Source organism: Rathayibacter sp. AY1B6, from assembly GCF_002932755.1.
Taxonomy (GTDB): domain Bacteria; phylum Actinomycetota; class Actinomycetes; order Actinomycetales; family Microbacteriaceae; genus Rathayibacter.
In genome coordinates, this window is the sequence record NZ_PSWL01000021.1 from 1 (window position 1) to 24,258 (window position 24,258).

Genomic DNA, 24,258 nt, shown 5'->3' on the forward strand with positions numbered 1-24,258 from the left:
CCACCGCTTCGATTGGAAGCCGCGGACGAAGATGATCCTCAAGCGGATCGACCACGCCAACATCTTCCTGCTGATCGCCGGCACCTACACGCCGCTGGCTCATGCCGGACAGACTACGACGCCGCCCCGGGCCGACGCCGAGCGTCGCCGGGCTTCGAGGAGCGCCCCGGGTCGACTACCGTGTCACTGTGCCGAAGCCGAGACTGCCTGTGGGAAGGGACCTCCTCTACGGCGTCTACAAGAAGCGCCTCCGCTCGAGCCTTCCCCCCGACTCCCTGCCGAACCACGTCGCGATGATCATCGACGGCAACCGGCGCTGGGCGCGGCAGCGGGCCCTCGAGACCGCCGCGCACGGCCACCGGGCCGGCGCCGCCAAGGTGCACGAGTTCCTGCAGTGGTGCGACGAGCTCGGCGTGCGCCACGTCACCCTCTACCTGCTCTCGCAGGACAACCTCGTCGGGCGGGACAGCAGCGAGCTGACCGAGCTGATCGAGATCATCGCCGACCTCGCCGAGGAGGTCTCCCAGCAGCCCGACTGGCGCGTGCAGCACGTCGGCTCCGACGAGGGCCTCCCTCCGTCGCTCGTGGCCGCGCTCGACACGGCGGAGGCGCGCACCGCTTCCCACACGGGCCTGCACGTCAACCTCGCGGTCGGCTACGGCGGCCGGCACGAGATCGCCCAGGCCGTGCGGAGCATCCTGGAGGAGCACGGCAAGCGCGGGTCCTCCATCGAGGACGTCGCGGGCCTGCTGACCCCGGAGCTCATCGGCGAGCACCTGTACACCAGCGGGCAGCCCGACCCGGATCTGGTCATCCGCACCTCGGGGGAGCAGCGCCTCTCCGACTTCATGCTCTGGCAGAGCGCGCACAGCGAGTTCTACTTCATGGAGGCGCTCGGCCCCGACATCCGCGAGGTCGACTTCCTCCGCGCGCTCCGCGACTACGCCGGACGGCACCGCCGCTTCGGCAGCTGACCTCGCGGCTCCCGCCGCACCACCGACCGGAAGGGCCGGCATGAGCTCGAACGAGGCCACCTCCACCACGACCGAGGACTACCTCGCCGGCTTCGGCGAGGAGACCGGGTACCTCGACTTCGGCCGGGTGGGCCCGCTCTCGGCGACCGTCGCCGCCGAGCAGGAGGCGGCCGTCGAGCTGCTGGTGCGCGCGCGCAGCGGCACCCTCGACGAGCTGTTCCGGCAGGACGAGCGCGTCCGGGAGGCCGCGGCGGTGCTCGTGCGCGTCCCCGCCGACCGCGTCGTCTTCCAGCCCAACACCTCGACCGGCCTCCTGCACGCGCTGTTCGGCGCCTCGGGCGCGGTGCTGCTGTCGGCCGCCGAGTTCCCGAGCCTGCCGTTCGCGGCGGTGCGCTCAGCGCAGGCCCTCGGCTCGATGGAGCCCCGGTGGCTGCGGACCGAGCAGGGTCGGGTGACGCCGGACGCGGTCCGCGAGCAGCTGACGGACGACGTGACGACCGTCGCGGTGAGCCTGGTCGACTCCCGCACGGGCTACCTCGCGGACGTCGCAGCGATCCGCGACGTGATCGGCGACCGGATGCTCGTCCTCGACGCCATCCAGGGCTTCGGCGTCGTCGACGCGCCCTACGAGCTGGCGGACGTGGTCGTCACCGGCGGCCAGAAGTGGCTCCGCGCCGGCTGGGGGACGGGCTTCCTCGCGCTCAGCGAGCGGGCGCTGTCGCGGCTGACGCCGGTGCTCTCCGGCTGGACCGGATCGGAGCAGGCGGAGCCGTGGGACGAGGTCGCTCCGCCGCGCGGCGACGCCCGCGCGTTCAGCATCAGCAACCCGGACCCGATCGCCCAGGCCCGGCTCGCGTCGGCGCTGGAGGAGGTCGCCGCGGTCGGGCAGCCGACGATCGCCGCGCTCGTGGCGGAGCGGGTCAGCGCGATCGTCGATCTGGCGGACGAGTTCGGGCTGGCGGTCGTGGGCTCCCGCGGCGAGCACGAGCGCGCCGGCATCGTGGTCGTCGAGCCGGAGCCGGAGGAGCTGGCCCCGCTGGCCGCCTCCCTCGCCGCGCACGGGGTCACCGCGCGCCTGCGTCTGAGCACCGTCCGCTTCAGCGCGCACGCCGGCACCACCGACGAGACCCTCGCGCTGCTCCGCGCCGCCCTGATCTCGTCGGCCACGAGCATCGACTACTAGGCCCGATTCCGCGCGTTCACACACTGGTTACACATTCGTAGCGGTGAGAAGCACACGGATGTCATTCGCCGGGTTAGGTTCGAGTCATCAGGTACAGCGCCTGGTCGAGACGGCCACAGAAGTACGGCTCGACATCGCGCAGACGCCGAAGGGACACTGCGCGGTGCACGACACGCACCGATGAGACCGGCTCGAGGACATGAGCCGGGGGCTCCGGCCCCCGGAGTGTGGAGAGTCGTCGTGACAGTTCCCCAGGGCATGGATCCGCAGACCGGGACGCAGGGCGGCGTCCACCGCCGTGTCCAGCACGGCTCCTCGGATCCGGCCGATCAGCTCCTCCGCACCTACGTCCTGGACACCTCAGTGCTCCTGTCGGATCCCTCCTCGATGTTCCGGTTCGCCGAGCACGCCGTCGTGCTGCCGATCGTCGTCATCAGCGAGCTCGAGGGCAAGCGCAACGATCCCGAGATCGGCTACTTCGCCCGGCAGGCCCTGCGCCGCCTCGACGAGCTGCGCGTGCAGCACGAGCGCCTCGACTTCCCCATCGCCGTCGGCCGGGGCGGCACTCTCCGGGTCGAGCTCAACCACTCGAACATGTCGGTGCTGCCGAGCGGGCTCCAGATGGGGGACAACGACGCGAGGATCCTCGCCGTCGCGCTCAACCTGCAGAGCGAGGGCGCCGCGGTCACCGTCGTGTCCAAGGACATGCCGATGCGTGTGAAGGCCGCCTCCATCGGCCTCGCCGCGGAGGAGTACCTGGCTGAGCAGGCCCCGGAGTCCGGCTGGACCGGCATGGACGATGTGACGCTCGGCGGCGACGCGATGAGCGAGCTCTACGACCGCGAGCGGCTCTTCACGGACGTCGTGGCCGACATCCCGGTCAACACCGGACTCGTCGTCCACTCCGACCGCGGCTCCGCTCTCGCGAGGGTCACCGGCAAGCGGCAGATCACGCTGGTCCGTGGCGACAAGGACGTGTTCGGCCTGCACGGGCGCTCGGCGGAGCAGCGGCTCGCGATCGACCTGCTGCTCGACCCGGAGGTCGGCATCGTCTCGCTCGGCGGCCGGGCCGGCACCGGCAAGTCGGCGCTGGCGCTCTGCGCAGGGCTGGAGGCGGTGCTGGAGAAGCGCCAGCACAAGAAGATCATGGTCTTCCGGCCGCTCTACGCGGTGGGCGGCCAGGACCTCGGCTTCCTGCCCGGCGACGCGGCCGAGAAGATGAACCCCTGGGCGCAGGCGGTCTTCGACACGCTCGGGGCGCTGGTGTCGCAGAACGTGCTCGACGAGGTGATCGAGCGCGGGATGCTCGAGGTGCTGCCGCTCACGCACATCCGCGGGCGCTCGCTGCACGACGCGTTCGTGATCGTCGACGAGGCGCAGTCCCTGGAGCGGAACGTCCTGCTCACGGTGCTCTCGCGCGTCGGCCAGAACTCCCGGGTGGTGCTGACCCACGACGTGGCGCAGCGCGACAACCTCCGGGTCGGCCGGCACGACGGGGTCGCCTCCGTGATCGAGACGCTGAAGGGCCACCCGCTGTTCGCGCACGTCACGCTCACCCGTTCCGAGCGCTCCGCGATCGCCGCGCTGGTCACCGAGATGCTGGAGTCGAACGAGCTCGCCTGACGGGCACCCGGCGCGTCCGGCCCGCGGGATCCGAGGATCCCGGGGCCGGACGCGTCCCTCCCGGGCGCCGGGGCGTAGCGTGGACGGGTGAGCATCCTCGACGACGCGCTCCTCGAGCGCTTCCGCACCCGCGCGGCCGACTACGACGAGCGCAACGCGTTCTGCGCGGACGACCTGGAGGAGCTGCGCTCGATCGGGTACCTGGCGCTGCTCGTCCCCGAGGAGCTCGGCGGTGCCGGCCTCGGCCTGGAGCAGGCGGCCGCCGAGCAGACGCGCCTGGCGACCGCCGCGCCCGCGACCGCGCTCGCCGTCAACATGCACCTGGTGTGGACCGGGATCGCACGGCTCCTGCTCGAGCGGGGCGACGACTCCCTCCGCACGGTGCTCGTCGACGCCGCGGCGGGCCACGTCTTCGCCTTCGGCAACAGCGAGGCGGGCAACGACCTGGTGCTCTCGGACTCGCTGACGCGGGCGGAGCCGCTCGGCGACGGCGGCTACCGCTTCACCGGGACGAAGGTCTTCACCTCCCTCGCGCCCGCATGGACGCGCCTCGGCGTGTTCGGCCGCGACGACACCGGGACGGAGCCGCGCCTCGTGCACGGCTTCGTGCACCGCGAGAGCCCGGAGGCGCCGGTCGCCGGGCTCGAGGTCCGCGACGACTGGGACACGCTCGGCATGCGGGCGACCCAGAGCCGCACGACGGTGCTCGACGGCGTCGTCGTCCCTCGCGAGCGGATGATCCGCTCGCTGCCCGTCGGACCGACCGCCGACCCCTTCGTCTTCGCCGTCTTCGCGGCCTTCGAGCTGCTGATCTCCTCGGTCTACCTCGGTGTCGCGCAGCGCGCGCTCGAGCTCGCCGTCGCCTCGGTGGGCCGTCGGACGTCCCTCCGGGCGGGCGGGCGGCCCCTGGCGGAGGATTCCGAGGTGCGGCACCGGGTGGCGGAGGCCGGGATGCTGCTCGACGGGCTCGAGGCGCCCCTGCGCTCGGCGGCGGCCGACGTGGACGCGCTCGTCGACCGCGGTGCGCGCTGGTTCCCCTCGCTGGTCGGGGTGAAGATCCGCACCACGGAGGGAGCGCTGCACGTGGTCGAGAGCGCCGTCCGGATCGCGGGCGGCTCGGCGTACCAGCGCAGGTCGGAGCTCGGCCGCCTCTACCGCGACGTGCTGGCCGGGCAGTTCCACCCCTCCGACGACGCGTCGGCGCACGGTGCCTGGGCGTCGCTCCTGCTGGGACCGCTGCCTCCGCGCGACTGAGGCCGGGGGTCGGACCCACCGCTGCCTGAGCACTCCGGCGGGCCGCCCTGTGGAGAACTCCGACGCGCCCGTGGCGGTGCGCTCTAGTCTCGGCGGATGCTCCGCGGACCTCTGCTCGACCGGGCCGCCCTGCTCCTGGGCGCCCTGGTGCTCCTCCTGGTCGCCGCCCCGCACCTCGATCGGGCGCCCGGCCTCGTCCCGGTCGCACTCGCGAGCGTGCCGCTGGTGCTGGCGGACGTGCGCGGGCACCGGCTCCCGAACGCGATCACGCTCCCGCTGCTGGCGGTCGGAACCGCACTCGCGCCCACGGTGGGGACGCTTCTCGCCGTCCTCGCGACGGTGCTGTGCCTGGGCCTGCTGCACGCGGTGGGCGGTCTGGGCCTCGGCGACGTGAAGCTCCAGGCGGCCCTCGCGCCGCCGCTCGCGGCTCTCGGACCCGAGCAGGTCGCCGCCGCGCCCGCCGTCGGCTTCGCGATGGCCGGACTGGGGGTGCTCGTGCTGCGCGTCCGCGGGCGGGTCGCGTTCGGGCCGTTCCTGCTCGCGGGGTTCTGGCTGGTGCTCTGACGGCCCGCCCCCGCGCCGAGCGCAGGGACGGGCCGTCGGAGATCCGGACTCAGCCGGGGTGCGTCATCGACATGACGTCGAGGGCGCTGTCGAGCTGCTCCTCCGTCACCTCGCCGCGCTCGACGAAGCCGAGGTCGACGACGGACTCGCGGACCGTGATGCCCTTCGCCACCGAGTTCTTGGCGACCTTGGCGGCGGCCTCGTAACCGATCACCTTGTTCAGCGGGGTGACGATCGAGGGCGACGACTCGGCGAGCGCGCGGGCGTGCTCGACGTCGGCCTCGAGGCCGTCGACGGTCTTGTCGGCGAGCAGCACGGCCGAGTTCGAGAGCAGGCGGATCGACTCCAGCAGCGCCGTCCCCATGACCGGGATCGCGACGTTGAGCTCGAAGGCGCCGGAGGCGCCGGCCCAGGCGATGGTGGCGTCGTTGCCGATCACGCGCGCGCAGACCATGAGGACGGCCTCCGGGATCACCGGGTTCACCTTGCCGGGCATGATCGAGGATCCGGGCTGCAGGTCGGGGATCCGCAGCTCTCCGAGGCCGGTGTTGGGGCCGGAGCCCATCCAGCGGAGGTCGTTGTTGATCTTGGTCAGGCTCACCGCGAGCACGCGCAGCGCTCCGGAGGCCTCGACCAGCGAGTCCCGCGCGCCCTGGGCCTCGAAGTGGTTGCGGGCCTCGGTGACGGGCAGGCCCGTCTCCTCCGCGAGGCGCGCGATGACCTTCTGCGGGAAGCCGGCGGGGGTGTTGATCCCGGTGCCGACCGCGGTGCCGCCGAGCGGGACCTCGGCGACGCGGGGGAGCGCCGACTGCACGCGCTCGATGCCGAGGCGGATCTGCGCGGCGTAGCCGCCGAACTCCTGGCCGAGCGTGACCGGGGTGGCGTCCATCAGGTGCGTGCGGCCGGCCTTGACGACCTCGGCCCACTGCTCCGCCTTGACCTCGAGCGACTCGGCGAGCTGCTCGAGAGACGGGATCAGCGACTCGATCAGCGCGCCGGTGACGGCGACGTGGACCGAGGTGGGGAACACGTCGTTGGAGGACTGCGAGGCGTTGACGTGGTCGTTCGGGTGCACGGTGCGGCCGAGGGCCGTGGTCGCCAGTGAGCCCAGCACCTCGTTCATGTTCATGTTCGAGGACGTGCCCGAGCCGGTCTGGTAGACGTCGATCGGGAAGTGCGCGTCGTAGCCGCCCCCGACGACGAGGTCGGCCGCATCGGCGATGGCGGTGGCGATGTCGGCGTCGAGCACGCCCAGCTCGGCGTTGGCCAGCGCCGCCGCCTTCTTGATGCGGGCGAGGGCCGCGATCTGGGCCGGCTCGAGGCCCGCCCCCGAGATCGGGAAGTTCTCGACCGCCCGCTGCGTCTGCGCGGCGTAGAGGGCGTCGCGGGGGACCCGCACCTCGCCCATCGTGTCGTGCTCGATGCGGAAGTCGCCGGAGTCGTCGGTCGGGGAGTGATCCACCACGCTGTGTTCGTCCTTGTCTGATCGGTTGGTGCTGTGCTGTCCGGAGCCGCTCACGCGGGATCCGATCCCACCGCGCTCGGAGCGGCGGCGGAGGAGGCCGAGCCGGAGTCGCGCTCCAGCTCGGAGACGTAGGGGCTGAGCTCGGGCGGATCGATGCCGAGCACGACATCGGACATCACGGTGCCGTCCGAGAGCCGGTAGTTGGCGCCCACGAGGGCGAGCCGCCCGGTCGCGACCGCGTCCGCGATCAGCGGGGAGCGCTGGAGCAGCTCGGCGACCGTGTCGCGCAGGTGCTCTCGGCCGACGGCCAGCGCGTCCGTCGCCGACGGGTCGACGAGGACGCGGCCGTCCGGCTGAGCGCCCACGAGGCGGCGCACCGCGGGGATGATCGGCTCGATCAGGTGCTCGATGTGCGGGGGGAGCCGCTCGGCGCCGGGCGCCTGCGACTGGATCGCCGCCCGGACCGCTCCGCACTCGTCGTGGCCGAGCACGAGCAGGACCTTCACGCCGAGGACGGCGACGCCGTACTCCAGCGAGCCGATGATGGAGTCGGCGATCACCTGGCCGGCGTTGCGGACGACGAAGAGGTCGCCGAGACCCAGGTCGAAGATGATCTCGGCCGCGAGGCGGGAGTCGCTGCAGCCGAAGAGCGCGGCGAGCGGGGCCTGCGCGGCGGCGAGCTCGGCGCGGCGCTCGACGTCCTGGCGGGGGTGGCGGGGCTCGCCGGCGACGAAGCGCTGGTTGCCGCGGAGCATCTCCTTCCACACCCACGCCGGCGGGCGGGACTCGCGGGGGACGGTGCTGCTGGTTCCGAGACTCATCGGGACTCCTCCTGGCCGATCTGCGGGGTGATGGCGTCCACGACCCGGCGGATCTCGTCCGTCGGGGCCGTGCCGTAGACGAGGTAGGTGCTGGAGCCCTCCGTCGTCTCGAGTGCGTAGGGCGTGTTGCCGGTGTCGTCGCCGGAGTCGCGGTGGTCGTAGACGGTCCAGTCGCGGCCGTCGATCGTCTCGACGCCGGTCGCCGCCCGGCGGTCGAGCTGCGTCGCGACCCAGGCCGCGTCCGCGTCGAGCCCCTGGCTCAGGCCGATGTAGCCCGCCTTCGGGGTGATCAGGCCGACGTACCAGTAGTCGGTGCCGTTCTCCCGGCGGAGCTCGGCCGCGTTGGCCTTCCAGCCCTCGGGCAGGGAGGGCACGGCGAGCGTCTGCTCCTCGCCCAGCTGGACCTGCGCGGCGACGCGGGGGACGTCGACCGAGGAGAGCTCCACGGTGTCGCCGCGGGGGACGAGCAGGACGATGAGCGCCACGGCGCCCACGGTCGCGAGCAGCGAGAAGACGAGGTTGTTGACCGTCTTGCGCTGACGGTAGAGCCGGGAGTTCTCGGCCTTGCGGGCGGCCGTCTCGGCGGCGGTCTCCGGGCGCCCGAGCTCGGCGACGACCCGCGCCGGCTTGCCGCGGCTCATCCGGCGGCCGCCCCTCCGGAGCGGGCCGCGTCCAGTCGGGCGCGTGCTCCGATCAGCCACTCCTCGCAGCGGGCGGCGAGGGCCTCGCCCCGCTCCCAGAGGGCGAGCGAGCGCTCGAGGGTGGAGCTGCCCTGCTCGAGCTCGGAGACGACGCGGACGAGCTCGTCGCGCGCCTGCTCGTAGGAGAATCCCGAGACGTCGGAGTCGGTCGCCGGGGCGTCGGGGGAGTCGGGCATGGGTCTGATCCTATCGATCGGGGCTGAGGGGGGACGGGTGCCGCGACGGGCTCAGGACCGGCCGGCGGGATCGCCGGTGGGCCCCTCGGAGCGGGCGCCGACGGCCCCCTCCGCGAGCGTGAGGACGAGCGCGCCGCCGGACGGCGCGTCGCCGGGCGCCCGGACGACGTGACCGGCCGCGTTCTGGACGATCGCGTAGCCGCGGTCGAGGGTGTGCTGTGGGGAGAGGGCGCGCAGGTGGCCGTGCAGGCGCTCGACCTCGAGGTGCGCGCGTTCGAGGCGGCGGTCCACCAGCTCGGCGCCGCGCGCCACCCACCGGGTCAGCTCCTCGGAGTGCCGGTCGACCAGCACGTGCGGCTGGGCGAGCACCGGCCGCGAGCGCAGCTGCGAGAGCCGGTCGATCTCGTGCGAGACGAGGCCGCTCACGCGGCCGGTCATCCGCAGCCGGGCCTGCTGCACCCGCAGCAGCTCGTCGGAGACGTCGGGCACGACCCTCTTCGCGGCGTCGGTGGGAGTGGAGGCGCGCAGGTCGGCGACGTCGTCGAGCAGCGGGCGGTCGGCCTCGTGGCCGATCGCGCTGACGACCGGAGTGGAGCAGGCGGCGACGGCGCGCACGAGCGCCTCGTCGCTGAAGCCGAGCAGGTTCTGGAAGTCGCCGCCTCCACGGGCGATCACGATCACGTCGATGCTCTCGTCGGCCTCGAGGGTCCGCAGCGCCGAGAGCACCTCCGGGACCGTCCGGTCGCCCTGCACGGCCGAGTGGACGACCCGGAAGCGCACGGCCGGCCAGCGCAGCTGCGCGTTCCGCAGCACGTCCTTCTCGGCGTCCGAGTCCTTGCCGGTGATGAGGCCCACACCGTGCGGGAGGAACGGCAGCGGCTTCTTGCGGGAGGCGTCGAACAGGCCCTCCGACGCGAGCTGCCGGCGGAGCCGCTCGAGCTTCTCGAGCAGATCGCCCAGGCCGACGTGGCGCATCTCGAAGACCTGCATCGAGAGCGTGCCGCCCTTGACCCAGTAGTTGGGCTTCACCAGCGCGATGACCCGGTCGCCCTGCTTGAGGTCGGCCGGGAGGCGGCTCCGCACCGACGACCAGACGGTGAAGCCGACCGTCGCGTCTCCGGACAGGTCCTTGAGCTTCCCGTAGACGTTGCCGCCGGACGCGCCCCACTGGGTGATCTCGCCCTCGACCCACGCCGTGCCGAGCCGCTCGATCCAGCCCTTGATCTTGCTCGCGAGCAGGCCGACCGGCCAGGGGGCGTCGGCGGTGGGTGGGGCGTCGGTCATCGCTGCCTCTGCTCGGGGGACGGGGGAGGCGGGAGTGCCCTCCCGCGACGACAACGGTACGGGACGGGTCCGACACCGGGACGGCCCGGGCACAGGATGCACCGCGTAGAATCAGGGGGTGAGCCAAGTCCCGATCAGCCTGCCCATGCCGCGCATGCCCCGCGCCACAGGGCGTCTGCGCGACGTCCCCGTCGAGGGCCGCAAGCGCGTCCTCCTCGCCGCGCCCCGCGGCTACTGCGCCGGAGTCGACCGCGCGGTCGTCGCCGTCGAGAAGGCCATCGAGCACTACGGTGCCCCCGTCTACGTGCGCAAGCAGATCGTGCACAACGTGCACGTCGTCTCCACGCTCGAGAGCCAGGGCGCGATCTTCGTCGACGAGGTCGACGAGGTGCCCGAGGGATCCCACATCGTCTTCAGCGCGCACGGCGTCTCGCCGGCCGTCGTCCAGGGGGCGGCCGACCGGAACCTCCAGGCGATCGACGCGACCTGCCCGCTGGTGACGAAGGTGCACCGCGAGGCCGTCCGCTTCGCGCGCGACGACTTCGAGATCCTCCTCATCGGCCACGAGGGCCACGAGGAGGTCGAGGGCACCGCGGGCGAGGCCCCCGATCACGTCACCCTCGTCGGCAGCCCCGACGACGTGCCGAACATCGTCGTGAAGGACCCGGACAAGGTCGTCTGGCTCTCGCAGACGACGCTCTCGGTCGACGAGACGATGGAGACGGTCCGCCGCCTCCGCGAGCGCTTCCCCAACCTGCAGGACCCGCCGAGCGACGACATCTGCTACGCCACCCAGAACCGCCAGGTCGCGATCAAGAAGGTCGCCGCGGGCGCCGAGCTGGTCATCGTCGTCGGCTCCGCGAACTCCTCGAACTCCGTGCGCCTCGTCGAGGTCGCCCTCGAGTACGGCGCGAAGGCCGCCTACCGGGTCGACTACGCGAGCGAGATCAGGCAGGAGTGGCTCGAGGGCATCCGCACCGTCGGCGTCACCAGCGGCGCCTCGGTGCCCGAGGTGCTCGTCCAGGAGGTCCTCGACGACCTCGCCGCCGCCGGGTACGGCGACGTCGAGGAGGTCAAGACCGCGGAGGAGGACCTGATGTTCTCGCTCCCCAAGGAGCTGCGCAAGGACGTCGCCGGCAAGCGCGACGCCCGCGGCGTCGGGGGACGCATCAGCGCGGGAGCGGGCGCCTAGAGCGTTCCGGCCCGGACGCGGAAGAGGCCGCCCTCCCTCGGGAGCGGCGGCCTCTTCCGTGTCCGGTCGACCGGGGATCGACGCTAGACGTCGGTGCCCGCGCCGCCCTGCGAGCCCGACATGCGCGTGACGTACTCCGCGAACGTCGGGTCGCCCAGGATGGCGATCGCCGCGACGATAAGGGAGAGCAGAACGGTCGCCGCGATCCCGAGGATCGGGACGAGCACGGCGCGCTTGCCGGCGCGGAGCCGACGGATCGAGATCCACACCGCGAAGGAGACGATCAGCGACTGCGCGAGCGCCACCACGACGCCGAGGATCCGCGCGAGCTCCGGCGACGCGTAGGTGCCGATGCCCTGGGAGCGGTAGAGCTCCTGGAGGGTCGTCGCGAAGCTCGAGGGATCGAGCAGCGTCGGCACGGCGAAGAACACGCCGAGCGCGAGCAGCACGATCGTGAGCAGGCGGTCGACGGGATGCGCGACGGGCTTCGCGGCCGGAGCGGTCGCGGGCCTCGGATCGGTCTCCGACCCCCGCGGGTCGGGGACGACCACGGCGTCCTCCGGCGGCTGCCACGACCAGCCGGGCGGCGCGTACTCGCCGTACTGCGGCTCCGGACGCCCGGCGCCCGGCTGATCGTGTGCGTTCGTCACGGAGTGGTGCCCTACTTCCCGGAGTTCCCGGCCGAGCCGAGCTGACGGGTCGCCTCGGCGACGCGCGCGGCCATGGCGGTCTCGGCGATCTTGCCCCACGAGCGCGGGTCGTAGACCTTCTTGTTGCCGACCTCGCCGTCGACCTTGAGGAAGCCGTCGTAGTTCTTCAGCACGGTGTCCGCGACGGAGCGGCTGAACGCGTACTGCGTGTCGGTGTCGATGTTCATCTTGACGACGCCGTTGCGGACCGCCTCGGCGATCTCCTCGTCGGTCGAGCCCGACCCGCCGTGGAAGACGAGGTCGAGGGGGAGCGCGCCGGTGCCGTACTTCGCCTGCAGGCCGTCCTGGATCTCGCGGAGCAGCTCCGGGCGCAGGCGGACGTTGCCCGGCTTGTAGACGCCGTGGACGTTGCCGAAAGTGAGCGCGGCCATGTAGCGGCCCTGCTCGCCGAAGCCGAGGGCCTCGACGGTCGCGATCGCGTCGTCGAGCGTGGTGTAGAGGTGCTCGTTGATGTCGTGCGAGACGCCGTCCTCCTCGCCGCCGACGACGCCGATCTCGACCTCGAGGATGGCGTTGATGTTCTTGACGCGCGGGAGGATCTCCTTCGCGATGGCGAGGTTCTCGTCGAGCGGGATCGCGGAGCCGTCCCACATGTGCGACTGGAACAGCGGCTCACGACCGGCCTTGACCTCCTCCTCGGAGGCGGCGATCAGCGGGTAGACGAAGCCCTCGAGCGCGTTCTGCGGGCAGTGGTCGGTGTGGAGCGCGACCGTGACCGGGTAGTTCTTGGCGACCTCGGTCGCGAACTTCGCGAAGGCGATCGCGCCGGCCGCGCGGTTCTTCACCGTGTGGCCGGCGAAGTAGTCCGCGCCTCCGGTGGTGACCTGGATGATGCCGTCCGAGCCCGCCTCGGTGAGGCCCTGGAGGACCGCGTTGATCGTCTGCGACGACGAGACGTTGAACGCCGGGTAGGCGAAGCCGCCCGCCTTCGCCTTGTCGAGCATCTCTGCGTACTGGTCCGGGGTAGCGACGGGCATGGCATCTCCTTTGACGGATGAACGAGGGGGGGTCGGGCGAGGCCCGCGTCGCGGACGAGTCTAGCGAGGCGCCCCTCCGCGGTCCCTCCGCCCGTGGAGGGCCCTGGACTAGGCTTCCGACAGGGATGGGGATCCGCTCCGCGGGTCCTGCGACGACGTGCACGAACTCGACGACGAAGGACTCCGCTCTGTGATCGACAACGACTCGCTCTACCTCCACCCCGACCGCAACCTCGGCATGGAGCTCGTCCGAGCCACCGAGGCCGCCGCGATCCGGGCCGTGCCCTTCATCGGCAAGGGCGACAAGAACGCCGCCGACGGCGCCGCGGTCGACGCCATGCGCACCTTCCTCGGGACCGTGAACTTCGACGGCGTCGTCGTGATCGGCGAGGGCGAGAAGGACAACGCTCCCATGCTCTTCAACGGCGAGCACGTCGGCAACGGCTCGGGGCCCGCCGCCGACATCGCCGTCGACCCGATCGACGGCACCTCGCTGACCGCCGCCGGGCGCCAGAACGCGCTCTCGATGATCGCCGTGGCCGACCGCGGCGCGATGTTCGACCCCTCCGCCGTGTTCTACATGGAGAAGATCGTCACCGGGCCCGAGGGCGTCGGGATCATCGACATCCAGCGCCCGATCGGCGAGAACATCCGCGCCCTGGCCCGCGCGAAGCGCAAGCCCGTCGAGGAGATGCGCATCGCGGTGCTGGACCGCCCCCGCCACGCTCAGCTGATCGAGGACATCCGCGCGGCAGGAGCCGGCACGCGGCTCCTGCTCGACGGCGACGTCGCGGGCGGCATCAACGCGGCTCGCCACGACTCCCGCCTCGACATGTGCGTCGGCACCGGAGGCACGCCCGAGGGCATCATCACGGCGTGCGCCATCCGGGCGCTCGGCGGTGTGATCCAGGGCATCCTCCGTCCGAAGGACGACGACGAGCGCCAGCGCGCCATCGACGCCGGGCACGACCTCGACCGCGTGCTCCACGCCAACGACCTCGTCCGCAGCGACAACACCTACTTCGTCGCGACCGGAGTGACGAACGGCGGGCTCGTGAAGGGCGTGCGCAAGGAGGGCCACGTCATCACGACGGAGTCCATCGTGCTGCGCTCCCGCTCGGGCACCATCCGCCGCGTGACCGCCCAGCACCTCGCGGAGAAGTGGGTCTAGGCAGGCACCGTGTCTCCGAGGCGCCGCTCCGCCGCTGAGACGGCGCCGTGCTGACGGCGCCTCGGCGACTGCGCGCGGCGTCTCGGCGCGGAGGCGGACCGAGCCTCCCTACGCGCTCCGCTCGGACTCGTCCTCCGCGGCGAGCAGCTCGACGGCGGTGAGGCGGCGCGGCGAGGAGGCGACTCCTCCGACCGGGGCGATGACGCGCGTCTCGTCGAGGGAGTCGAACTGGCGCGCCGTGACGAGCACGCGGCTCTCGAGGGAGCCGGCGAAGGCGTTGTAGGAGTCGACCGTCTTCTCGAGCGAGCGGCGCAGGCCCTCGGCGTGGTCGGCGAGGGTGCCGAGACGGGCGTAGAGCGTCTTGCCGAGGTCGAGCAGGCGCTTGGCGTCGTCGGTGAGCACGTCCTGCTGCCAGGTGTACGCGACGGTCTTCAGCACCGACCAGAGCGTCACGGGCGAGGCGAGGGCGACGCGCTTGCGGAACGCGTACTCGAGCAGGCTCGGGTCGGCGTCGAGCGCGCTCGCGAGCAGCGGCTCGCTCGGCACGAACGCGATGACGAACTCGGGGCTCGCCGGGAGGCCGGTCCAGTAGGAGCGGGCGGCCAGCGCGTCCACGTGCCCGCGGAGGGCGCGGACGTGCGCGCGCAGGAGCCCCGCGCGCCGCGCCTCCTCCTCGCCGCCGGCGCCCGCGGGGATCGCGCTCGCCTCGAGGTACGCGTCGAACGGCACCTTGGCGTCCACCGCGATCGCCTTGCCGCCGGGCAGACGGACCACCATGTCGGCGCGGCCTCGGCCCGCCTCGCCCTCGAGGCCGAACTGCACGTCGAAGTCGACCCGCTGGGTGAGCCCCGCGGCCTCGACGACGTTCCGCAGCTGCGTCTCGCCCCAGGCGCCCCGGCTCGTGGTGGAGCGGAGCGCGGAGGCGAGGGTCTCGGTGGTCGAGCGCAGCTGCTCGCCCGCGGCCCGCTGCCCCTCGAGCTGCTCGGTGATCGCCCCGAACTGGGCGGCGCGCTCGCGCTCGAGCCGGCCGACCGCCTCCTGCATGCCGCGCAGGCTCTCGGCGACGGGGGAGAGGGTCTGCAGGATGCGCGCGTCGTGCCGCTCGCGCTCGGCGACGACGCGCAGCTGCTCCTGGAGCTCGCGGATCTGGTCGCGGGCGGAGCCGAGGTGCTCGCGGTGCTGCTCGACGACGGCCTCGTGGCGCTCCTCCAGGCCCTCCGCGCGCGCGCGGGCCGTCGCGAGGTCGAGGGCGAGGGCGGCGTCGGGCGTGCGGGAGCGGGCGAGGAGGACGGCCACGACTCCCGCGAGGAGCGCGCCGACCACCAGGCCGAGGACGAAGGAGAGATCCATGCCGCCGATGACACCACGCACCTCCGACATCGACCGGTCGACGCGACACGACCACCGAACGAGGGCCAGGACGCCCCGCGACCGCCTCGTAGACTTCGCGATCATGGGGAATCACCACCGCTCATCGCGCCTGCTCACGGCCGCGCTCGCTCTCGCCGTCGGGCTCGGCACCGCCCTCGTCCCGATCACCGCCGCCTCCGCCGCCGAGGACGCGCCGTCGACCCTCTCGGTCGAGACCGGCGCTCTCGACGCGTCCCTCGACCGCGCCGACCTCGGCGTCCCGGACCAGTCGACGCAGTACAGCGCCGATCAGACCAAGAGCTTCCGCGCGGGTTTCATCGTCAGCGACGCCCAGTTCTTCGACGGGGACGCGCTGAGCCGGGGCCAGGTGCAGTCGCTCCTGGACGACAAGGGCGACGACTGCACCACGGGCAGCGGCACGCCCTGCCTGAAGGACTTCTCGCAGGCGACGCCGTCCAAGGCGGCGGACCCGATGTGCAGCGCCTACCAGGGCTCCGGCAGCGAGTCCTCGGCCTCGATCTTCACCCGCGTGGGCCTGGCCTGCGGCATCAATCCGCTCGCCCTGGTCGTGCTCGTGCAGAAGGAGCGGAGCCTCGTCACCGACACGTCGCCGAGCCCCGAGGACTACGCCAAGGCGACCGGCTACGACTGCCCGGACACGGCCGCGTGCGACCCCGGCTCCGCCGGATTCTTCACCCAGGTCTACAGCGCGGCCCGCCAGTTCAAGCGCTACGCCAACCCGCCCGGCTCGGGCTCGAACTTCACCGCATTCGCTCCGGGAACCACCCGGAACATCCGGTACTACCCGAGCACCGCGTGCGGATCCTCACCGGTCACGATCCGCAACCAGGCGACCGCCGATCTGTACTACTACACGCCGTACCAGCCCAACGACTTCGCCCTCACGAACTCCGGCGACTCGGCCTGCGCGACCTACGGCAACATCAACTTCTGGTACCTCTTCAGCGACTGGAACCCGAACGGCACCCTGGCCAACGCCGGCATCGCCCCCGCGGGACGTGTCGACGCCCCGCGCATCTCGGGCAGCACGCTGAGCGTGTCCGGCTGGGCCGTCGACCCGACGACGCAGCAGGCCGCGCTGACCACGACGGTCACGGTGACCGGACCCGACGGCACCCGGACGGTCCGCACGCAGACCGCGAACGGCGACCGCGGCGACATCCCGGGCGAGTACCCCGTCGCCGGCCGCGCCCACGGCTTCGGCGCCACCACGCCCGTCTCGGCACCCGGCACGTACCAGGTCTGCGTCTCCGCCGACTCCGTCGACTGGAACCGCTGGGTCGGCTCGGGCGACTCCCGGGGCCCCGGCCGGAAGGATCTCGGCTGCTCGACCGTGAGCACGTCGGCCGGGATCGACGTCGCGCGCCTGGCGGGCACGGACCGCCAGGGCACCGCCGTCGAGATCTCGAAGGCCGTCTTCGGCCCGAACGTCCCCGTCGTCTACATCGCGACCGGCGCGAACTTCCCCGACGCGCTGAGCGCCGCCCCGGCCGCGGCCAAGCAGAAGGGCCCGCTGCTCCTGGTCGACCGCGACGGCATGTCGCAGCCCGTCCGCGACGAGCTCGCTCGTCTCAAGCCCGCGAAGATCGTCGTCGTCGGATCGGAGCTCAGCGTCGGCAAGGGCGTGTACGACCAGCTCAAGGGCTACACCCCGGCGATCCAGCGACTCGGCGGGACCGACCGCTACGACACCTCGAGGAAGATCATCCAGTACGCCTTCTCCGGCGGATCCTCGCGCGCCTGGCTGGCGACCGGGGAGAAGTTCCCGGACGCGCTCGGCGCGAGCGCGGCAGCCGGCTCGGTGAACGCTCCCGTCGTCCTCGTCAACGGCACCGGGAGCACGGCGGACGCCGTGACGACGAGCATCCTCTCGAAGCTCAAGGTGCAGAACCTCACCATCGCGGGCAGCCCCCTGTCGGTGAGCGAGGGGATCAAGAACTCGCTTCCGGTGCCGACGATCACCCGCATCGGCGGAGTCGACCGCTACGACACCTCGGAGCAGCTCAACCGCGCCGCATTCTCGAGCGCCAAGACCGTGTTCCTGGCGACGGGCGAGAACTTCCCCGACGCCCTCGCCGGAGCCACGGCGGCGGGATACTCGAACAGCCCGCTGTTCGCCGTGCCGACGAACTGCGTGCCCCGCGCCGTCCTGACCGACATCGCGAAGTCGGGAGCGCAGCGGGTCGTCCTCCTCGGCGGTCCCACCACCCTCTCGGAGGACGTCGCACGCCTCACCCCCTGCGGCTGATCACCCGCGGGCCCGCCACTAGCGTGGAGGGATGACCCCGACCGCACCGTCCCCGACCGGCATCCGACGCCGGCGGGGCGGTGCGGTCGTCGTCATCGCGGCGCTGGTGGCGCTCCTGCTGGGAGGCTCCGTCGACGGCACGCGCCTCGCCGCGGTGCCGTCCGAGCCGCAGACCGTCCGGATGTGGACCTTCCTCCAGCCGGGCCCCGTCGCGGCCGACTTCGACCCGGGCGACCTGATCTCCGACGAGGTCTTCTTCGACGGCGACGCGCTCGGACCGCTCACCGTGCAGGCGTTCCTGGACGCCCGCGTCCCCGACTGCGCGGGCGGCCCCGTGCCGTGCCTGCGCGACTACGCCGAGGACACCGCGGCGATCACGGCCGACGAGCAGTGCGACGCGCTGCCCGCCGGACGCGACGTCCCGGCCGCGGAGATCGTCACCTCGGTCGCCGGCGCGTGCGGCGTGAATCCGGCCGTCCTCCTGGTGCTGCTGCAGAAGGAGCAGTCGCTCGTGACCGATCCGGAGCCGAGCGAGCGGCAGTTCCGCAGTGCCACGGGCTACGGCTGCCCCGACACCGCCGACTGCGACACGGACTCCTACGGCTTCGCCGCGCAGGTGTACGGAGCGGCGTGGCAGTTCCAGCGCTACCGGAACCCGGACAGCAGCTTCGACTGGTACCCGGTCGGCGCGGCCAGCGACGTCCGCTACTCCCCGGACGAGTCGTGCGGGACCGCCCCGGTGACGATCGCCAACGCGGCCACGGCGGGCCTCTACTATTACACGCCGTACCAGCCGAATCCGGCGGCGCTCGAGAACCTCTACGGCGAGGGTGACGACTGCTCCGCCTACGGGAACCGCAACTTCTGGCGCATCTTCAGCACCTGGTTCGGCGACCCCCAGGGCTGAGCCTTGGGGTCCCCTTCAGCTTCCAGCGACGGCCGTCCGTGACGCCTGGTTCGGACGATGGGTCGCGAATGGTCGCCATCCGGCTCCCATGAGGACCGTTCGCGACGCCCCGCACGCGCTCACCCGTCCCAGCGGATCGAGCTCGCGCGCGTCGCTCGTCCTCAGCAGGGATCACGCTGCCCCGGCCGCTGCCGTCGCTCCGCCGCATTCCCAGCGGATCCGGAAGTCGGCCGCCGCTTTCGCGACCTCAAGGGCTGGGCCGGACAGCAGTCCTCCACCGCGTCGCTCACCATCGTGGTCGGAGAGCCCGAGCCGCGTCGCGAGTCGCTGAGCCAATCGTCTCGAGCCGGCTCGGCGTGACGGACGTCAGGCGGCGACGGGAGCCTTCGGGCGCAGGCGCTTCACGGAGACGCCGGCCAGCTCGCCGAGCTCGGCCATGCTCGCGGCGCCGTGCCGCCGGGCCGCGTGCACGACGATCGCGGCGCAGGCCTCGGCGTCGGCCGACGCGTCGTGGTGGCGGAAGTCCTCGAAGCCCGCGGCCAGGGCGACGACGGGGAGGCGGTAGGAGTCGAGCTCGTACGTCTTGCGGGCGAGCTGCAGCGAGCACAGGTAGTCGTACTCGGGGTGCTCGAGGGAGGTCGCGGCGCAGGCCGCGCGGATGACGCCCATGTCGAAGCCGGCGTTGTGCGCGACGAACACGTCGTCGCCGGCGAAGGCCGCCAGGTCGGCGAACTGGTCGACCCACGTGGCGGCGGCGTGCACGTCGTGCTTGCGGATCCCGTGGATCCGGGTGTTCCAGTCGAGGAAGTCGTCGAAGCCCAGCGGCGGGCGGATGAGCCAGCCGGCGCGGTCGACGACGCGGCCGTCGCGGACCTTCACGAGCCCGACGGAGCAGGCGGAGGCTCCGTGCGAGTTGGCGGTCTCGAAGTCGATGGCGGTGAAGTCGATGGGCACGCTCCAGCCTCTCACGCACCTCCGACGCCGCCGGGAGGATCGCGCGCGCGTCGCCCGGGGCGGCCTCCGCCCGCTCCGCACGCCGGCCGTGCGGCTCCCGTTCCTCCACTCCGTCGCCGCCCGGCCCCGCCGCCGCCACGCCGTAGGATGGATGCCCGTGGCTCTCACTATCGCAATCGTCGGTCTCCCCAACGTCGGCAAGTCGACGCTCTTCAACGCACTGACCAAGAACACGGTGCTCGCGGCGAACTACCCGTTCGCGACGATCGAGCCGAACGTGGGCGTGGTGAACCTGCCCGACTCCCGCCTCGAGGTGCTCGCCGGGATCTTCGGCTCCGAGCGCGTCCTCCCGGCGCCCGTCTCCTTCGTCGACATCGCCGGCATCGTGCGCGGCGCGTCCGAGGGTGAGGGCCTGGGCAACAAGTTCCTCGCGAACATCCGCGAGGCCGACGCCATCGCGCAGGTCATCCGCGGCTTCGAGGACTCCGACGTCGTCCACGTCGACGGCAGGGTCGACGCCGCCAGCGATATGGAGACGATCAACACCGAGCTGGTCCTCGCCGACCTCCAGACCCTCGAGAAGGCCGAGGCCCGCTACGAGAAGGAGCTCAAGGGCAGGAAGATCGAGCCGATCGTGGTCGAGACCGCGAAGAAGGCGCGCGAGTTCCTCGACCAGGGCAAGCCGCTGTCGGCGTCCTCGATCGACCTGGAGCCGATCCGCGAGCTGGGCCTGCTGACCGCCAAGCCCTTCATCTACGTCTTCAACGTCGATGAGGCCGTGCTGACCGACGACGCCCGCAAGGCCGAGCTCGCGGCACTGGTCGCGCCGGCGAAGGCGATCTTCCTCGACGCGAAGATCGAGTCCGAGCTGATCGATCTCGACGAGGCCGACGCCGCCGAGATGCTCGAGTCGACCGGCCAGACGGAGTCCGGCCTCAACCAGCTCGCGACGATCGGCTTCGACACCCTGGGCCTCCAGACCTACCTCACGGCCGGACCGAAGGAGACGCGCGCCTGGACCATCGGGAAGGGCTGGACCGCGCCCCAGGCCGCCGGTGTCATCCACACCGACTTCCAGAAGGGCTTCATCAAGGCCGAGATCATCTCGTTCGACGACCTCGTCGAGACCGGCTCCATCGCCGAGGCCCGCGCGAAGGGGAAGGCCCGCATCGAGGGCAAGGACTACGTCATGCAGGACGGCGACGTCGTGGAGTTCCGCTTCAACGTGTAGGACGGCCGCGCTGGGGTCGAGGCGCCCGGTCCTCTCGGATCTCCGGATCCGAGAGCCGGGCGCTCTCTCGTGGACGGGCGGGACCACCGACCCCCGGGATGCGAGGCGAGGTCGGACACATCCCCGGTCGTCCGACCGCCCGTCAGTTCAGCACGCCCCCGATGATCCAGCTCGACAGCCCCACGAGGGCGCAGACGCCGACGACCACCCAGGCGATCGTCCGGCGGACCGAGCGGGCGGCCGCCTCCGAGCTGCGGGGAGTGGGACGCAGCGGCGCGGTGTAGGCGGGCGGGACCGAGTAGGTGCGGGCCGGCGGGAGGAGCCGGGGGAGCGTGACCGGCCGACCGTCGACCCACGCGGCCGGCAGGTCCGCTGCCTTCGCGGCCTGCAGGGTGAGCTCGACCTTCAGCGGGGAGCCGCGGAGGGAGGCGTAGGCGGCGGCGGTGAGGCCGAGGCCGGCGAGATGGCGGAGCGTCGGAGTGAAGTCCGCGGAGAGCGTCGGGGAGAGCTCGCCGACCCGCTCGCCGTCGAGGCGGAGCTCAACGAGGTCGCCGGCCGGGTGCAGGGTCACCAGCAGCAGCCCGCGGCCGCTCGCCGGGACCACCGCGGACAGCCGGGCGAAGTGCTCGTCCTCGCGGAGGACCGGCAGGCCGCGCGACCACGGGAGGATCGAGTGGCGCTCGACGGGCGGCTCGTTGAGCGCCACCAGCAGCTCCGGAGCGACGAGGGCGACGCGGAGGACGGCCCGCAGGCCCTGGTCCCCGCGCTCGACGCGGAGGCGCGCGGTCGTGACCGGGACGGCTCCGCTCGCCACGACGCGATCGAGGGCGGTGCGGTAGGCAGTGGCGTTCGGCAGGTACCCGAGGACGCGGCCGTCGGCCCGGACCGAGACGGCGTCGAGGCCGGTGGGGTGATCGGGCTCGGGGACGAGGTCGACCTCGAGGGTCCGCTCGTCGATCTCGCCGGGCTCGAGCGTGCGGTCGATCAGATCGGCGATCTCCTCGATCCGCTCGGCCTCGGCGAGGGCGTCGACGCTCGGGGTGCCGTCGGAGTTCGGGAGGCGGTAGACGACGCGCTCAGGCGAGGAGGCCGCGTCCCGCACGACCTCGGCTCCGTCCTGCGCGGAGCGGCGCACCCCGGTGAACCGCCTGCCGTCCCACCAGCGCATCGACGCCGCATCGGCCTCGTCGCGGTACCAGCCCGCCGGCGCACCCTCGTTCATCGGACCCCCGTTCCTCCGGCGAACGAGTCTACGAGCGAGGGTCAGACACCCGGGTCCGTCGCGGCGGGATCCTCGGGGGCGAACGCGGCGGCGGGCTCGCCGGAGGAGGGTCCGGACCAGGCGCCGGACTCGTGCGTCCGAGAGCCGGCGATCCGCTCCAGGATCTCCCGGACGAGCATCCGGAGATGGCGGGCGTGGCCGGGGGTGATGGGGGCCGGATCCTCGAGGACCTCGAGCAGGCCGTGCAGCGCGGCACGGCTCTGCAGTCGTGTCATGGGCCTCACGGTAGGGGTCCGGCGGTGCGGACGGTAGTGCTGATCCGCGACAGCGCACCCGTCTAGGCTCGCCACATGACTCGTCTCGACGGTGCCGTCGTCCTCGTCCTCGGAGCCTCGGGCGGCCTCGGCAGCCTCCTGGCCGATGCGCTGGAGGCGCGCGGTGCCGTCGCGGTGCGGTCGGGCCGCGACTCCGCAGCGCTCGGCGACGCCCCCCTGGTCGCCGATCTGCGCGGGGAGGACGAGCCCCGGCGCGTGGTCGCCGAGGTGCTCGAGCGGCACGGGCGCCTCGACGGCGTCGTCGTGGCCGCGGGCGTCGTGGCCTTCGGGCCGTCCGCCGAGCTCGACCCGGCCGTTCTGGAGGAGCTCGTCGAGGTGAACGCTCTGGCGCCGATCCGGGTGCTGACCGCCGCGCTGCCGTCGCTCGTCGCGTCGGCGGGCGAGGGGCGCGAGCCGTTCGCGCTGACCATCAGCGGCGTGGTGGCGGAGGCGCCGACCGCGGGCCTCGCCGCGTACTCCGCCTCGAAGGCGGCACTGCACGCGTTCGTGAAGGCCTCGGCCCGCGAGTACAAGCGGGCGGGCGTCCTTCTGCTCGACGCGCGTCCCGGCCACACCGAGACCGAGCTGTCCCGGCACCCGCTCGCCGGAGACGCGCCCCGCTTCGGCGCGGGTCTGGCGCCGCAGGACGTGGTCGACCGGCTGCTCGACGCGATCGAGGGCGGCGAGACCGACCTGCCTCCTGCGGCGTTCACCGGCTGACGCCGTCCCGAGACGAGGCGGAGCCGGTCGATTCTCGCGAAAACGCCCCGGATCGAGCACTGCAGCCTCGGTTGCGGACAGCCGTCGTGATCAGCCTGCGCACCCGGCGGCCGGGACCGCGATCGGCGCGGCGACCCGTCCGACCGACCTCCCCGCAGACGCGGGGATACCCGCCGTTCACCGGAGCGTCGCACGGCCGCACTAGCGTCCCTCCGTGCCCGACACCGCCGATGACGCCCTCCGTCCCACTCCCGAGCTGCTCCGCACGCTCACACCCGCCGACGCGCGGGACCTCGTCGTACTGGACGAGGACGACGACGATCCGGTTCTCCTGCGCCGCGACGGCACGCAGGTCGACACCTGGCGCGAGGGCTACCCCTACGACGAGCGGATGTCGCGCGAGGAGTACGAGGCGGGCAAGCGCCTCCTCCAGATCGAGCTGCTGAAGCTGCAGAACTGGATCAAGAAGCACGGGCGCCGACTCGTGGTCGTGTTCGAGGGGCGCGACGCCGCGGGCAAGGGCGGCACCATCAAGCGCTTCACCGAGCACCTCAACCCGCGCGGAGCCCGCGTGGTCGCGCTCGAGAAGCCGACCGAGCGCGAGGCCGGTCAGTGGTACTTCCAGCGCTACGTCTCGCACCTGCCGGCCGCCGGCGAGATCGTCCTCTTCGACCGCTCCTGGTACAACCGCGCCGGCGTGGAGCGCGTGATGGGCTTCTGCACGCCGGCGCAGTACGACGAGTTCATCCGGCAGACGCCGCTGTTCGAGCGGATGCTCGTCGGCGACGGCATCGACCTGGTGAAGCTGTGGTTCTCTGTCTCGGCGGAGGAGCAGCGCACCCGGTTCACGATCCGCATGATCGACCCCGTGCGCCAGTGGAAGCTCTCGCCGATGGACCTCGCCTCGCTCGACAAGTGGGGCGACTACACCGCGGCCAAGGAGGCGATGATGGCGGCGACCGACACCGCCGACGCCCCCTGGACCATCGTGAAGAGCAACGACAAGAAGCGCGCCCGGCTCGAGGCCATGCGCTACGTGCTGAGCCTCTACGACTACGACGGACGCGACGAGGAGGTCGTGGGCCCGCTGGGTCCTGACCCGCTGATCGTCGGATCGGCCGCCGACGTGTACGAGCGCGGCGAGCACGCCGCGACGAGCTGACCGGGGGGACGGA

The 24,258-nt window shown here is 72.5% G+C and carries 23 protein-coding genes and 1 pseudogene; 13 read left to right on the forward strand and 11 right to left on the reverse strand.

Annotated features, from left to right (window positions below; translation table 11 throughout):
* From C5D08_RS17370 to C5D08_RS11835, 6 genes and pseudogenes are all read left to right on the forward strand, one after another.
* A pseudogene (locus C5D08_RS17370) lies at positions 1-100 on the forward strand (hemolysin III family protein); the annotation flags it as partial.
* Positions 101-209: 109 nt separating this feature from the next.
* Positions 210-974 carry an isoprenyl transferase gene (locus C5D08_RS11815; RefSeq protein ID WP_308470806.1) on the forward strand — a complete coding sequence of 255 codons (765 nt, stop codon included), beginning with the start codon at positions 210-212 and terminating at the stop codon, positions 972-974.
* A gap of 40 nt (positions 975-1,014) precedes the next feature.
* Positions 1,015-2,157 carry an aminotransferase class V-fold PLP-dependent enzyme gene (locus tag C5D08_RS11820; protein WP_104277196.1) on the forward strand — a complete coding sequence of 381 codons (1,143 nt, stop codon included), beginning with the start codon at positions 1,015-1,017 and terminating at the stop codon, positions 2,155-2,157.
* A gap of 258 nt (positions 2,158-2,415) precedes the next feature.
* A complete protein-coding gene (locus C5D08_RS11825) occupies positions 2,416-3,780 on the forward strand; it encodes a PhoH family protein (protein WP_104224423.1) in 1,365 nt (454 codons plus the stop codon).
* Between the two features lie 87 nt (positions 3,781-3,867).
* Positions 3,868-5,034, forward strand: coding sequence for an acyl-CoA dehydrogenase family protein (locus C5D08_RS11830; protein WP_104277197.1), 1,167 nt, complete (start codon positions 3,868-3,870; stop codon positions 5,032-5,034).
* Between the two features lie 96 nt (positions 5,035-5,130).
* Complete coding sequence (locus C5D08_RS11835; protein WP_104277198.1) at positions 5,131-5,598, forward strand: prepilin peptidase; 468 nt, start codon at positions 5,131-5,133, stop codon at positions 5,596-5,598.
* 49 nt (positions 5,599-5,647) lie between these two features.
* Here C5D08_RS11835 and C5D08_RS11840 read toward each other — a convergent pair whose 3' ends face one another.
* From C5D08_RS11840 to xseA, 5 genes are read right to left on the reverse strand one after another with little or no spacing between them, the layout of a single operon-like run.
* A complete protein-coding gene (locus C5D08_RS11840) occupies positions 5,648-7,063 on the reverse strand; it encodes an aspartate ammonia-lyase (RefSeq protein ID WP_104277199.1) in 1,416 nt (471 codons plus the stop codon).
* A 50-nt stretch (positions 7,064-7,113) separates the two neighbouring features.
* The gene (locus C5D08_RS11845) at positions 7,114-7,884 is read right to left on the reverse strand and encodes a carbonic anhydrase (protein ID WP_208543312.1); all 771 of its coding nucleotides are present in this window, start codon (positions 7,882-7,884) and stop codon (positions 7,114-7,116) included.
* Positions 7,881-8,525, reverse strand: coding sequence for a DUF4245 domain-containing protein (locus C5D08_RS11850; protein ID WP_104277200.1), 645 nt, complete (start codon positions 8,523-8,525; stop codon positions 7,881-7,883). The genes C5D08_RS11845 and C5D08_RS11850 overlap by 4 nt, the downstream gene beginning before the upstream one ends.
* Positions 8,522-8,761, reverse strand: a complete 240-nt coding sequence (locus tag C5D08_RS11855) for an exodeoxyribonuclease VII small subunit (protein ID WP_104224418.1) — start codon at positions 8,759-8,761, stop codon at positions 8,522-8,524. The genes C5D08_RS11850 and C5D08_RS11855 overlap by 4 nt, the downstream gene beginning before the upstream one ends.
* Positions 8,762-8,812: 51 nt before the next feature.
* A complete protein-coding gene (gene xseA, locus C5D08_RS11860) occupies positions 8,813-10,045 on the reverse strand; it encodes an exodeoxyribonuclease VII large subunit (RefSeq protein WP_104277201.1) in 1,233 nt (410 codons plus the stop codon).
* 145 nt (positions 10,046-10,190) lie between these two features.
* Between xseA and C5D08_RS11865 the strand changes: the two genes are divergently transcribed.
* Positions 10,191-11,237, forward strand: a complete 1,047-nt coding sequence (locus C5D08_RS11865; RefSeq protein ID WP_104277202.1) for a 4-hydroxy-3-methylbut-2-enyl diphosphate reductase — start codon at positions 10,191-10,193, stop codon at positions 11,235-11,237.
* A gap of 83 nt (positions 11,238-11,320) precedes the next feature.
* On the opposite strand, the gene C5D08_RS11870 is transcribed toward C5D08_RS11865, so the two are convergent.
* Together C5D08_RS11870 and fbaA are read right to left on the reverse strand one after the other, a co-directional pair.
* The gene (locus tag C5D08_RS11870) at positions 11,321-11,887 is read right to left on the reverse strand and encodes a DUF6264 family protein (RefSeq protein WP_104277203.1); all 567 of its coding nucleotides are present in this window, start codon (positions 11,885-11,887) and stop codon (positions 11,321-11,323) included.
* 11 nt (positions 11,888-11,898) lie between these two features.
* On the reverse strand, positions 11,899-12,924 hold the full coding sequence (gene fbaA / locus C5D08_RS11875; protein ID WP_104277204.1) for a class II fructose-bisphosphate aldolase: 1,026 nt from the start codon (positions 12,922-12,924) through the stop codon (positions 11,899-11,901).
* A gap of 238 nt (positions 12,925-13,162) precedes the next feature.
* Here fbaA and glpX point away from each other — a divergent pair, with 238 nt between their 5' ends.
* Positions 13,163-14,095: a class II fructose-bisphosphatase gene (gene glpX / locus C5D08_RS11880; RefSeq protein WP_097165697.1), complete on the forward strand. Its 933-nt coding sequence runs from the start codon at positions 13,163-13,165 to the stop codon at positions 14,093-14,095.
* 108 nt (positions 14,096-14,203) lie between these two features.
* Here glpX and C5D08_RS11885 read toward each other — a convergent pair whose 3' ends face one another.
* Positions 14,204-15,445, reverse strand: coding sequence for a DNA recombination protein RmuC (locus C5D08_RS11885; RefSeq protein ID WP_219815174.1), 1,242 nt, complete (start codon positions 15,443-15,445; stop codon positions 14,204-14,206).
* A 103-nt stretch (positions 15,446-15,548) separates the two neighbouring features.
* Here C5D08_RS11885 and C5D08_RS11890 point away from each other — a divergent pair, with 103 nt between their 5' ends.
* Positions 15,549-17,735, forward strand: coding sequence for a cell wall-binding repeat-containing protein (locus tag C5D08_RS11890; RefSeq protein WP_181109918.1), 2,187 nt, complete (start codon positions 15,549-15,551; stop codon positions 17,733-17,735).
* A 31-nt stretch (positions 17,736-17,766) separates the two neighbouring features.
* Positions 17,767-18,642, forward strand: a complete 876-nt coding sequence (locus C5D08_RS11895) for a hemagglutinin (protein ID WP_104277206.1) — start codon at positions 17,767-17,769, stop codon at positions 18,640-18,642.
* Positions 18,643-19,008: 366 nt separating this feature from the next.
* Here the strand turns inward: C5D08_RS11895 and C5D08_RS11900 are convergent, their stop codons facing one another.
* Positions 19,009-19,596 (reverse strand): exonuclease domain-containing protein, encoded by a 588-nt coding sequence (locus C5D08_RS11900; RefSeq protein WP_104277207.1) that lies wholly within the window; start codon positions 19,594-19,596, stop codon positions 19,009-19,011.
* Positions 19,597-19,753: 157 nt separating this feature from the next.
* Between C5D08_RS11900 and ychF the strand changes: the two genes are divergently transcribed.
* Positions 19,754-20,827 (forward strand): redox-regulated ATPase YchF, encoded by a 1,074-nt coding sequence (gene ychF, locus C5D08_RS11905; protein WP_104277244.1) that lies wholly within the window; start codon positions 19,754-19,756, stop codon positions 20,825-20,827.
* Positions 20,828-20,969: 142 nt separating this feature from the next.
* Here ychF and C5D08_RS11910 read toward each other — a convergent pair whose 3' ends face one another.
* Together C5D08_RS11910 and C5D08_RS11915 are read right to left on the reverse strand one after the other, a co-directional pair.
* Positions 20,970-22,049, reverse strand: coding sequence for a DUF2510 domain-containing protein (locus tag C5D08_RS11910; protein WP_104277208.1), 1,080 nt, complete (start codon positions 22,047-22,049; stop codon positions 20,970-20,972).
* Positions 22,050-22,090: 41 nt separating this feature from the next.
* Positions 22,091-22,324: a hypothetical protein gene (locus C5D08_RS11915; RefSeq protein WP_104277209.1), complete on the reverse strand. Its 234-nt coding sequence runs from the start codon at positions 22,322-22,324 to the stop codon at positions 22,091-22,093.
* Between the two features lie 75 nt (positions 22,325-22,399).
* On the opposite strand from C5D08_RS11915, the gene C5D08_RS11920 reads away from it, so the two are divergent.
* Together C5D08_RS11920 and ppk2 are read left to right on the forward strand one after the other, a co-directional pair.
* Complete coding sequence (locus C5D08_RS11920; protein WP_104277210.1) at positions 22,400-23,083, forward strand: SDR family oxidoreductase; 684 nt, start codon at positions 22,400-22,402, stop codon at positions 23,081-23,083.
* Positions 23,084-23,384: 301 nt separating this feature from the next.
* Complete coding sequence (gene ppk2 / locus C5D08_RS11925) at positions 23,385-24,245, forward strand: polyphosphate kinase 2 (RefSeq protein WP_244230712.1); 861 nt, start codon at positions 23,385-23,387, stop codon at positions 24,243-24,245.
* Positions 24,246-24,258: the final 13 nt, after the last annotated feature.